Annotated in this window: 10 protein-coding genes and 1 riboswitch; of the genes, 4 read left to right on the forward strand and 6 right to left on the reverse strand. The window is 35.9% G+C overall.

The annotated features are described in order from the left end of the window. The first annotated feature begins 67 nt into the window (after positions 1-67). Entirely contained in the window at positions 68-1684 is a 1617-nt protein-coding gene (gene pckA / locus DRF61_RS10985; RefSeq protein WP_111956937.1) for a phosphoenolpyruvate carboxykinase (ATP), read from the forward strand. A 109-nt stretch (positions 1685-1793) separates the two neighbouring features. Here pckA and DRF61_RS10990 read toward each other — a convergent pair whose 3' ends face one another. Next, positions 1794-2201: a type II 3-dehydroquinate dehydratase gene (locus tag DRF61_RS10990; RefSeq protein ID WP_111956939.1), complete on the reverse strand. Its 408-nt coding sequence runs from the start codon at positions 2199-2201 to the stop codon at positions 1794-1796. A 41-nt stretch (positions 2202-2242) separates the two neighbouring features. Further along, positions 2243-3226, reverse strand: coding sequence for a helix-turn-helix domain-containing protein (locus DRF61_RS10995; protein WP_111956941.1), 984 nt, complete (start codon positions 3224-3226; stop codon positions 2243-2245). 586 nt (positions 3227-3812) lie between these two features. Between DRF61_RS10995 and DRF61_RS11005 the strand changes: the two genes are divergently transcribed. The 3 genes from DRF61_RS11005 (at position 3813) to DRF61_RS11015 (ending at position 9965) form a co-directional block, all read left to right on the forward strand. Continuing rightward, positions 3813-5060 carry a hypothetical protein gene (locus tag DRF61_RS11005; protein ID WP_111956945.1) on the forward strand — a complete coding sequence of 416 codons (1248 nt, stop codon included), beginning with the start codon at positions 3813-3815 and terminating at the stop codon, positions 5058-5060. Between the two features lie 281 nt (positions 5061-5341). Then, positions 5342-5438: riboswitch (SAM riboswitch) on the forward strand. A gap of 83 nt (positions 5439-5521) precedes the next feature. Next, complete coding sequence (locus DRF61_RS11010; protein WP_111956947.1) at positions 5522-8452, forward strand: SusC/RagA family TonB-linked outer membrane protein; 2931 nt, start codon at positions 5522-5524, stop codon at positions 8450-8452. Between the two features lie 19 nt (positions 8453-8471). Further along, a complete protein-coding gene (locus DRF61_RS11015; protein ID WP_111956949.1) occupies positions 8472-9965 on the forward strand; it encodes a RagB/SusD family nutrient uptake outer membrane protein in 1494 nt (497 codons plus the stop codon). A 62-nt stretch (positions 9966-10027) separates the two neighbouring features. Here DRF61_RS11015 and DRF61_RS11020 read toward each other — a convergent pair whose 3' ends face one another. From DRF61_RS11020 to DRF61_RS11035, 4 genes are all read right to left on the reverse strand, one after another. Next, positions 10028-10627, reverse strand: coding sequence for a hypothetical protein (locus tag DRF61_RS11020; RefSeq protein ID WP_111956951.1), 600 nt, complete (start codon positions 10625-10627; stop codon positions 10028-10030). Between the two features lie 366 nt (positions 10628-10993). Continuing rightward, complete coding sequence (locus DRF61_RS11025; RefSeq protein WP_111956953.1) at positions 10994-11632, reverse strand: hypothetical protein; 639 nt, start codon at positions 11630-11632, stop codon at positions 10994-10996. Continuing rightward, positions 11629-11991, reverse strand: a complete 363-nt coding sequence (locus tag DRF61_RS11030; protein WP_111956955.1) for a hypothetical protein — start codon at positions 11989-11991, stop codon at positions 11629-11631. The genes DRF61_RS11025 and DRF61_RS11030 overlap by 4 nt, the downstream gene beginning before the upstream one ends. 55 nt (positions 11992-12046) lie before the next feature. Beyond that, positions 12047-12472, reverse strand: a complete 426-nt coding sequence (locus tag DRF61_RS11035) for a hypothetical protein (RefSeq protein WP_111956957.1) — start codon at positions 12470-12472, stop codon at positions 12047-12049. Position 12473: the final 1 nt, after the last annotated feature.

Here is a 12473-nt window from a genome sequence, read left to right on the forward strand (position 1 = left end):
CCACCTTTAACAAATAATTAATATTAATTTTGTTGAGCCCAATAAAGAAATAGAAAATATAAGTAAAATGAAACACGCTAAAATCATCCAGGATTTAGAAAAATTAGGGATTAAAGGGAATTATGAAGTCGTCTATAACCCGTCTTACGAAGAGTTATATCAGGCTGAGGTAGCTCCTGAAAATCAAGGCTTTGAGAAAGCTGAACTTACGGAATCTGGTGCAGTATCAGTAAAAACCGGAATTTTCACAGGTCGTTCACCTAAAGACAGATACATAGTTCAGGATGATGTTACAAGAGACACAATTTTCTGGGATGGGAAAGTAAACCTTCCTACTACAGCAGAAAATTTTGATGCTTGTAAAGGATTAGTGCTGAACCAGCTTTCTGAAGCTAAAAAAATCTATGTCGTTGATGCTTTTTGTGGTACCAATACAGATACCAGATTAAAAGTAAGATTTATTGTAGAAGTAGCGTGGCAGGCGCATTTCGTTACTAATATGTTTATCCGTCCGTCTCACTATGAGCTTGAAAACTTTGGAGAGCCGGATTTCACAGTAATCAATGGTTCCAAAACAACCAACCCGAACTGGGAAGCTCAGGGACTGAATTCTGAGAACTTCATTATGTTCAACCTTACTGAAAAACTACAGATCATCGGAGGTACTTGGTACGGAGGTGAAATGAAGAAAGGGATGTTTGCCATGATGAATTATTACCTTCCATTAAAAGGAATGGCTTCCATGCACTGTTCTGCCAACGTAGGTGAAGAAGGTGATGTAGCTCTTTTCTTCGGTCTTTCCGGGACTGGAAAAACAACTTTATCCGCGGATCCTAAGAGATTCCTGATTGGTGATGATGAGCACGGTTGGGATAATAATGGTGTATTCAACTATGAAGGAGGATGTTATGCTAAAGTTATTGACCTTTCAGAAGAAAAAGAACCGGATATTTTCAGAGCAATCAAAAGGGATGCACTTCTTGAAAACGTGGTGGTAAACAACGGAATTGCTGACTATAAAGACGGATCTATCACAGAAAATACAAGAGTATCTTACCCGATTTATCATATCAACAAAATTGTCCTTCCTTCTAAGGCAGGACATGCTAAAAAGATCGTTTATCTTTCTGCCGATGCATTTGGAGTATTGCCTCCGGTTTCTATTTTAGATGAAAACCAGGCACAATACCACTTCCTTTGCGGGTATACTTCCAAACTGGCAGGTACAGAAAGAGGAATTACTGAACCGGAACCATCTTTCTCTCCTGCTTTCGGAGAAGCTTTCCTTACCCTTCACCCAACCATGTATTCTAAAACATTGATTGGGAAAATGAAGGAGCATGGAGCTAAAGCTTATCTGGTGAATACAGGATGGAATGGAACCGGAAAGAGAATTTCTCTTAAAGATACCAGAGCAATCATTGATGCAATCATTGACGGTTCTATTGAAAATGCTCCTAAAACTCAGGTTCCGATTATGAACCTTGAAATTCCTACACAGCTTCCAAATGTTTCTGAAGGCATCCTGGATCCTAGAGAAACATACAGCAGTGCTGCAGAATGGGAAGAAAAAGCAAGAGATCTTGCGACAAGATATATCAAAAACTTTGAACAGTACTGCGATACTGAAGAAGGGAAGAAGTTAATTGCTTCAGGACCACAGCTTCAGCAGCAGACTACTTAATACAGCAAAAGCCTCATCACCCGATGAGGCTTTTTATTTTAATGATATCAGAAATGTCATGCTGAGCGGAGCCGAAGCATCTTATCCAAAAACATTGCAATTCTGTTTATTATTTCAAGCTTAAAATCGCCAGTCTGTACCCATCCATTCCAAAGCCGGACAATACCGCATCCGTATTAGCTGCCGTAACAGATTTCTGACGGAATTCCTCTCTTTTGTAAATATTACTGATATGAACCTCTATTTTCAGTTTTCTGATGTTTTTCAGGCAATCCGAGATAGCATACGAATAATGAGTATAGGCTCCGGGATTAATTACCAAAGCATCAAAGTCATCTTCCTGTAACCTGTTGATAATCTCTCCTTCAATGTTGGACTGATAATAGCTTAATTCATGAGATGGAAATTCAGTTTTTAATTTTTCCAAATAATCCTCCATAGAAATATTTCCATAGATTTCAGGTTCTCTTGTTCCCAGTAAATTAAGGTTCGGGCCGTTAAGGATAAGGATTTTCATTTAAAAAATTTAATCAAAGATAAATAATTTTCTACAGAGTACTATTCACGATTATTTTTCAGATTTTTCTGAAAATATTCTGAGGGAGTGATTCCTTCTATCTGTTTAAAAACTCGGTTAAAGGTAGATTGATTAGAAAAACCGGCTTCTGTATAAATATACATTAAAGTGGTTTTTTGAAAATCAATCTCTGTAAACAGTTTTTTTACATAGTTGATTCTATAGATATTGAGGTAAGTATTAAAATTAGAATAGCCTTTGTAGCGTATGGCTTTGGAAATATAGGTGCTATTGACATCTAATGCTACACTTAATTTAGATAGATTGAACTTTTCATCTTTAAAAAGTTTATCCCTGGTCATGGTAATTTCTATTTTTTCAAACAAATTTTCCATACTTTCTCCGTCAACGTCGTCCCATGAGGGTTCAATACTCTGTACTTTTTCCTTTTGAATTCCTCCGGCTTTAAACTGAGACAATATTTCCAGTTTCCTGATTTTATCTTTATAATAAATTAATAATGAGACTACTAGGATATTCGAAATAAAGAGAATTGTATCCGTAAGCATCACTTCTTTCTGCGTATGCTCCGGAAATGTAAAGCTTAGATTATTGGCGGCAATATACCCCGTGATAATTAATACCAAGGTATAAGCAATATAGGCAAGCACTTCTTTTTTTGAGAAAAAGATATAGGCACCCAGAGGAATGGGTAAGAGCCAGCAGAAGCTTGCCACCGAATTATTCCAGAAGGCGAGCATAATATAGAAATTGTAAATAGGGGCAGATATGAAATATAAATGCACGATCTGGGCTATAGAATATTTTCTCCTTACCAGTGAATAGCTGTAGGCGAAAAAAAATAATCCTCCAATTAAATACCAGGACATCATTTTGTCATAAATAAAGAATGTGAAAATAACGGCATACAATCCTAAAACAAACATCATAAGAATAGCATATCTATCCATCAATATATGCTTTAACTTTTCTATCTGTTCATTCGTTGTATTTACTTCTGGCATCTGAAATTTGTATTAAATAAAATAAGTTAATGAATTCTGGTAATTCATTGTGTTAGTGTTTTGGTTTTCAAAGGTATATAAAATTTAAATCATTTTCAAGATTGTGATTTATCGTTTTATTTTTTGATTTAATAATCAGGATAATTTTGCGATAGAATTGTACCCGAAGATGAATCAGATGAATTCCTATGTTTTATTAAAAAAATTACCCTGTATTTTGATGCTGGCGGAATTTCTTTTTGCACAGGATGGGAAAGATGTTGGTTCTGCCGGGAACAAAAGTATTGAAAAAAATATAAAGGAAACCGTATACACCTTAGAGATAACAGTCACTTCAGGATTTGAGAAACGGGTAAATGTATATTTGATGCCTATAAAAAGGTATTGTAGGAAAATTCTCTTATGGAAAAGAGAAACTGTTTTTTTGAAAATCTTATTCTCTCATTTTTCCTTGACCGTACTTCTGTATGGAGCCTCCGCCCATATGTCCTTGAAACCATAATATTCTTATAAAACTCAAATGATAATGCTTGAAACAGAGCTCCCAAAAATCATTTGTCAACTTTTTAATTAAAAACAATTCAAAATGAAAAAAAAACTATCGGTATTTTTAATGATTATTTCGGGTTTATTTTATTCTCAGGTTGGGATTAATACTGCAAATCCACAAGGAACTTTCCATGTGGACGGCTCAAAAGATAATAATGCAACTGGGGCCCCAACGGCTGTACAGCAATCCAATGATTTTACGGTGACATCATCCGGAAGTATAGGAGTTGGCACTACAGTACCTGATGCATCTGCAATTCTGGACATTAATGTGGATGGGCTTGCGGTTGGAAGTAAAAAAGGACTTCTGGGACCGAAGGCAGCATTGACCTCTCAGACTGATCAGGTTACAATACCTTCACCGGCTGCAGGACTGCTTGTGTATAATTTAGGAACCGGAGGGCTTGGTTATGTAGGCTATGTATTCTGGAACGGTACGGAATGGAGAACATTTAACAATGGCTCTCTTGCTCCCGGAACATTAGGTGCTATTACCTGTAACGGAGTTACGCTTTCACCGGGAACCTATACTGCCGGAACACCTTATACAGGGACAATGACTGTTCCTTATACCGGAGGAAACGGTGGCGTTTATCCGGCGCAGACTGTAGGGCCTGTAAACGGGCTTACTGCAACATTAGCTGCAGGGAATTTCAATGTAGGATCGGGAATTCTTAGCTATACAGTATCGGGTGTGCCTACTGTTTCCAGTCCTACACTTACCACTTTTGCCATAAATATCGGAGGACAGAGCTGTAGTGCAACAGTGGGGGCAGGAGCAGTGATTGCTCCTGGGGAGCTGGTATATTACCATTCTTCAATTCCGCGTAAAACAGCCTCATTTCTTTTAAGCCAGTTTCTTAATGATCTTCCTATAATCAACAATACTTTTAGAGTTGATGCTTTCATTACTTCTCCCAATGCATTTGATTCCAGTGGGGCGAGTACGAATTTTGATCCCCGTCTCTATAATATCACGGCGGCCAACGCAAAAGTATGGGTTTCTGAAGTATCGACCCATACCGGTGACTCCCATGGGGGCAATCTATTGGTCTTTCCAAATAATTATGCTCAGTTTGATGATGGAGTTTATCTTACCTATGGTAGAAACGAAACAGTAACTTTTGACATTACTACTGCGGATAACAAATGGTATAGAGTCTATTATGCACTGCGTATAGATAATAAATCTTTTACCAGTGCAGGTAATGGGAATACCACTACGGATTCCAATAATTTAGATAATACGTTGGAAGTTTTTGTATCCATCCAAAGGCTGTATTAATTTGATTTAAAAGTAAAATCTAAAATTTGATTTCAAAATAAAAATGACGCTGCCACTGCCAGCGTCATTTTTATATTTCGGATACGCATCGGATAAAATATCAATTCAATTATTATTAATGATATTTCTCATATTTAACAATTATGTAATATTTGTAAGTGCTTGTTTATTGGGTTTTTAAATAAAAATTAAGTTAATTTTTGGAAATATTTCATAATAAAATTTAAAGTCTACTTGTTTTGTAGACTAATTGTTTTTAGATTTGCAAACATATTTCGATCGGCTTATAAAGAAAGATGGAGGGAACTGACCCTGTGAAATCTTAACAACCTGCCCTGAGCAAGGTGTTACATTCAGCCTATAAAGGAAAAATAAGCACTTGGTTTATCGTATTGAGCGATGCCCTTTGCTGTCTTTTCTGCAAAGGGCAAGTTTTTAATATATGATAAATAAAATTGATTATGATTAGTAGGAATTTAATTAATTCTAAAGTTTGGATTCCACCTGTTGCTGTATTTTTCTTAGGAATAATGGGCGTACAGGCTCAGACCCAAACTAAAAAGGATACGGTTAACGAAAAGGAAATCGATGAGGTGGTTGTCATTGCTTATGGTAAGGCTAAAAGAACAAGTTATACCGGTTCAGTAGCTACCATATCCAGTGATAAAATCAATAACAGACCGGTTACCAATATTACAAAAGCGCTGGAGGGGCAGGTTCCGGGAATTCAGGCAGTAAGTGCCTCCGGACAGCCTGGTTCTACTGCTTCTGTGAGAATAAGAGGGGTTGGCTCCATAAGTGCTTCAAGTGATCCGTTGTATGTGGTAGACGGAATTCCTTTTGACGGAAACATCAATTCCATCAGCCCCAATGATATTGAATCCATCAGTGTTTTGAAAGATGCAACGGCAAGTTCATTATATGGTTCAAGAGGAGCTAACGGGATTATTATCATCACAACAAAATCTGGTAAGAAAGGAGAATCAAGAATCAATTTTAATATCAGTCAGGGATTTTCCAGCAGAGCGGTAAAGGATTATAAGCAGGTAAACACGGATCAATATTTTCAGCTGTATTGGGAAGCATTGAGAAACGGATATAAATCGGGACAGATTACTTCTCAGCAGGCAGCACAGATGGCGAGTGATAACCTGACAACTGCTTTGGGAATCAATCCTTACGGAGCCGGTTTTCCCAACCCTGTAGGGACAGACGGAAAGCTTGTTCCCGGAGCAAAAGCATTGTGGAATGATGACTGGAGAGATATTCTTCAAAGAACAGCTTCCAGAAGCCAGGTGGATTTTGATATCAGTGGAGGCAGCGAGAAAAGCAATTATTTCTTTTCATTAGGGTATCTTGATGACAAAGGAATTGCTATTGAATCTGGATTCCAAAAATTTTCCACCAGGTTAAAAATTAATTCGGAAGTAAAAAAGTGGCTGAATGCAGGTGCCAATTTAAGCTATACCAACAGTATTCAGAATGCGCCGCCGTCTTCAGATTCGAGAACAGACAATATCATTAATGCGGCAAGGGTAATTCCGTCTTTCTATCCGTATTATGAAAGAAATGCAGATGGAAGCTATGTGCTGGATGCTGGAGGAAATAGAATTTATGATTTCGGGAAATACCGGCCTACAAGTGCATTGCAGAATCAAAATGCAGCGGCAACACTGCCTCTGGATAAGAACGAGAATAAAGAAGACAATTTCTCAGGAAAAGGTTTTTTAGATTTTACTTTCCTTCCGGAGCTGAAATTTAAAACCAGCTTTTCTGTTGATTTGGTGAATTATAACGGTCATTACTATTCAAATCCTCTTATCGGAGAAGGCAGTGAGATCGGTGGTTCTGTAACGAAATCAAACAGTAGAACATTATCTTATACAACCAGTAATATTCTGACTTTCGATAAAAAATTCGGGAAGCATCACCTTAATGTTTTAGGAGGACAGGAATTCTATAAATATGATTACCAGACGATATCCGGTTCCAGAAGCCAGTTTTCGCTTCCTTATTATTATGAACCTGATGCAGCAGCTCTGTTGGGAAGCTTTAGTGGTAACAGCGACAAATTCTCTTTGTTGAGCTTCCTGGGAAGAGCGGAATATGATTTTAACAATACTTACTTTTTATCAGTATCCGGAAGGGCAGACGGTTCTTCAAGATTCTTTGCAGATAACCGATGGGGAAAATTCTGGTCAGTAGGAGCTTCATGGAAAGCTTCAAATGAAAATTTTATCAAGGATTTAAATATATTCAACCAATTGACACTGCGAGCAAGTTATGGCGGACAGGGGAATGATAAATTAAGAAGACCTAACGGATCCTCTCTTTACTATGCTTATCAGGAATTGTATAAATTTTATAATAATCTTGGCGAGCCGGGAACTGTTCTGGAAAAAGTACAGACCAATGATGTGAAATGGGAAACCAATCTTAATTTAAACGTAGGTCTTGAATTTGCCGTTCTTAATAACAGGGTGAAAGGGAATATAGAATATTTTAAACGTAAGAGCCAGGATCTTTTGTTTAATATGCCGGTTGCCCCATCTCTGGGAATCAGTGATTTTCCTTTTAATGTAGGAACAATACAGAACACAGGTTTTGAATTTTCACTTTTCACAACACCGGTTAAAAATGATAATTTCCAATGGAATGTGGATGTTAATCTGAGTACCCTGACCAATAAAATAACAAAGCTTCCTAAAGGATCTGTCATTACAGGAACCAAACGCCTTGAAGTAGGTGGTTCTATTTATGATTTCTTTATTCCTGAATGGATGGGAGTAGATCCATCCAACGGAAAGCCTCTTTGGAGATACATTTACCAGGATGCGAATGGAAATACAGTGGACGGAACCACTTCCGAATATGCAAAAGCAACCAAAACAGTACAGGGATCCGCATTGCCTAAAGTAATGGGAGGGGTTACCACGAGTATTGCTTATAAAAACTTTGATCTTTCAGGATTACTTACATTCAGCATTGGAGGGAAAATCCTTGATACGGATTATACATCATTAATGTCTAACGGAAGTGCCGGCGGACGTGCATGGAGTGCAGAAATGCTGAACAGATGGACTCCGGAAAACCCCAATACCGATGTTCCTGCCTTAAGTACAACAACGAATAACTGGACTTCCACTTCTTCAAGATTTTTATATTCCGGAACGTATGCCAGACTTAAAAATGTGAGTCTGGGTTATACACTTCCTTCCGATTATTTTGAAAAGTTAGGATTAAAAAAATTCAGAATTTATGTTCAGGCAGAAAACCTTCTGACCTTCTACAAGCATAAAGGAATGGACCCGGAACAGGCACTGGATGGAACAACCTATTACAGATATCCTGCCATGAGAACGATAACTTTCGGTCTTCAGGCAACTCTTTAACCTATTTAAAATTGAAACAATGAAACAATTAAAATACATATCTTTTGCCCTGATCGCAGCATGGTCACTGACAAGCTGTGAAAACGAACTGGAAACAGCTCCTACAGATCAGGCTAACGGTGCAGAGGTTTTCAAAACGGCCGAAAGCGCAGAAACGGTGATCAATGGTGCCTGGGCAAAATTGAATGATGACGGGCCAACTTATGCCAATATTGGTTATTCAACGGTTTTGAGAACAAGTGATGCTATGGGAAGTGATGTAGCGGTTCTAACCAATAAATACGGGTTTCCGTCTGCCTATGCTTTTACGGAAATGATCAACAATACAGCTTCAAGACCGCAGTTTATATGGTCGACATTATATTCAACCATTAATAATATGAATAATGTGATCACCCGTATTGACCAGACCGAGGGAAGTCAGGAGAAAAAGAACCAGGTAAAAGGGCAGGCTAAAGCATTGCGGGCCTTCTGTTATCTGAATCTGGCCAGCTTTTACCAGTTCAGCTATTTAAAAGACAAAACAGCCCTTACAGCACCCATCTACACAGAGCCTTCAACAATCGGTTCAGTTCCGAAGAAGAGAGCAAGTCTGGAGGAAATTTATACCCTGATTAAAAGCGATCTTACGGAAGCAGATAATTTATTAGCCAATTATACCAGAAATAATAAAGATAAGATCAACAAAGCTGTGGTAAACGGACTTTTAGCCAGAACTTATCTGAATACCGGAGAGTGGAGTAAAGCGGTTGCGGCTGCAAAGGTTGCCAGAACAGGTTATCCGCTAATGACAGCTGAAAAATATAAGGAGGGTTTCAATGACATCAGCAACGGCGAATGGATCTGGGGACATGGACAGACTCAGGAACAGTCAGGGGCAAGCTATGCTTTCCACTATCTGGATGTGTCTTCTTCGGGAAGTTATTACTACAGTTTTATGGCAGATCCGTTTTTCAAAAATTTATTTGATACCAATGATATCAGATCCCAGCTGTTTCAGTGGGATGGTCTTCCAGGCAGGGAAGGTCTGTTGAGGTATTCCAAATTTAAATTTAAAACCGGCCTTATTGCAGATATTGTATTGATGAGAGCCGCAGAAATGTACCTGATCGAGGCCGAAGCTGAAGCAAGAAACGGAAATATTACCAATGCCGTTGCAGTTTTAAATGAATTGAAAACAGCTAGAAATGCCAATCCTTACACTGGATCTCTTGCCCAAAATGAGGTAGTAAAAGAAATCCTGATTGAAAGGAGAAAAGAATTGTTCGGGGAAGGATTCTCTCTTTCAGATATCATCAGAACGCAAGGGACAGTAGTAAGAAAGCCGTATGTAGATGCCAGTGGCCAGCCGATAAAAGTACAGATTACCACTCCGGACGGAACGGTAAAAACAGTGAATGGAAGAGGGCACTCGGTCTTTAATTTCCCGGACCAGTCTGCTTTTGGAGCGAATAGTAAGTATTATCTGTTTAGTATTCCGCAGAAGGAGATTGAAAATAATCCGAATTTATAGTTTATTTAGATTTGATTTTTTTTAAAGCCGTAATGTTCAAACATTACGGCTTTCCTATTAAACTAATTGGTATTAATAACTTGAAGGAGTTTTGGATAGTCATCATCTTGTCCAAAATCTTCTGTATTTGCATTGGTTCCGACGATATGCTTTTGATGACAATCAAAGCATATTTTTGCTATCCCAATAATTGCTTTTTGTTTTTTGAAAATCAAGATATCCCGATAAATAGGAACACATGCATATTCAATATTTTCACTTACAGTCTTTTCAATAAATATTTCATTGATTTTTTTAAAGTTTTGAGTTTTTATTACTGATTTTTTGAAACCAATTTTTTCCAGACTTTTTATAAACTCCGTATCATTTATATCCTTGGAAGTCTTGTTAATAAGTATGTCAAGTTTTAACTGATCTTTTTTTGAGCGATTCTGACTACTATCTAAAATCATAACTGCATTTTCATCAATACTAATATGATAATGATCTATCACATCATAATCAAAGTATAGTTTTCCATGCTTTGGAATGAATTTTTGTTCAACTAATGTATTGGACTGCTGCCCGTTATTGCCACTTTGCTCAGGGTTTTTACAACCTGAAAAAAAGCAGATAACAGTTACTAGCAAAAATCTTAAATTTGATATTGTGTAGTTTTTCATTTGTTATAACTATGCTCCATTTGCCGATAGTGAAAAGTAAAATGATAAGTTTTATATGATTAAAAGAGAGCAATAAAATAAAACTTTCTTTCCTACTTCATTGCTTAAAAGGTGGTTGAATTTCATCAATACTTAACGATTTTTTATTTTTTCCAAAAATCATTAAATATAAACTCTTCTAATTTATAAGTATCAATCTTCTCATTTTGCAAAAAAACGTTCAATTTTCATAAGTCTATCTAGATCTTTCCATAAGATCATTCTCTCCAAAATATCAGAATAATATGAAACGATATCTATTCTTAGTTGTTTAACATAGTTTTTATGGATTTTTTGTAAAAGTCCTTAATAAAGGAAGTCAACCGCTTAGTCAGTAACATCTTTTTCCGAAAGCCTCAAAAATAAGCTGTCCTCTATTACTGGTTGCGCTACAAACTTTGCTTTACCAAAATTGAACTTTGAAAATCTTCGTAAATATTCTCCTTCTGGATAATTTCCTTTTAGTACTTTATCATAAGGATAATAGTTTTGTTTAAATTTTGATGAATAGCTTTGTTTAAACATTACCATCATTGATTTAATAATTAAATCATACTTAATTTTTATTTTTGTTTTACTTTTTAAATAAAAAACTGAATTTCCATCTCCTGGTCTTTCATCTCCTATAAAATCACCATTTCCAATTTCAGTTAGATAAGCATTATGGATACTATCTAGTTTTCTCTGATATACTACTGAAGACTGTTTAGGTTTTATTATTGCATAGATATTTATAGGATAATCCTCTTCTCTACTTCCTCGTGTAGAAAAACTTTTATAATTTTCATCTCTAAACTCCAAACAATTGGGTACTAAAAATATAATGTCTTGCTTTGTGCTATTTTCTATCTGAAGATATATGTAATGATTATCTTTTATATATTCTAAATTAAATGTGTTTTTGTGTTTTTCTTTACAAGAAAAAAGAAACATAATACCTATTGAAAGAAACATGTTATTTATCATTTCAGTGTACTTTTTAAATAATTATTGAATATTGGTTTTATTTTATTCATTAATGGCTCTAAATCTTTAAATGTATTGATGACTGTATTAAATGCTCCCATATTTAAATTAAGTTTTCCCCAACCTCTAAAGATGATATATTCCTGTTCCCATCGTGAAGTATAATATTCATGCACACTTACAGTACTTTGGTCCCATATAATTCTAAATTCATTATAAAGCCCGGCATTATTTAAAATCGAATGGAAAAGCTCATGTCCCATCGTTAAATCCAATTGCTCTAAACTTACAAACGTTCCTTTAGGAAGCCAGATTCTTTGCCAAACCAGTTTTCCTTTATGGGTAAGACTTTCTGTCACTCCCCAAGCTGGTCCTCTTGGACCATCTAATAAACCAATATTTTATTTATTACTATTAATTAAAAAGCTTACTCTCAAATTTATTTTCAATATCCCAATTGTTATTGTTATTTCTAAAAAGATATATTGTATTTGAATAACCTGCATTTTGTGTAAAACTAATAACTTGCAGCAAACAAAACTTATTATCCTTAGAATAAACAGGTAATGAAATTTTTGTAAATTCTTTTTTATTATTAGATACTATATAATTTATCTTAGAAATTTTTAGTAATGTATCCTTATTTTTTTCTTTTTCTGAAAAATTATATTTTTCTAAAAATGTATTATCAAATTCTGATAATACCTCCGTCTGTGATATAGGTCTTTGATTTACGTTAATAATTGAAATCTTATTTTTATCAGTAATTTTATTAATAAAATCTTCATTATTATTACATGACAACAAAATCAATAAAGCCAAAACTGAACGTATGCGCATA

Source organism: Chryseobacterium lathyri, assembly GCF_003290185.1.
GTDB classification, from domain to species: Bacteria; Bacteroidota; Bacteroidia; order Flavobacteriales; family Weeksellaceae; genus Chryseobacterium; species Chryseobacterium lathyri.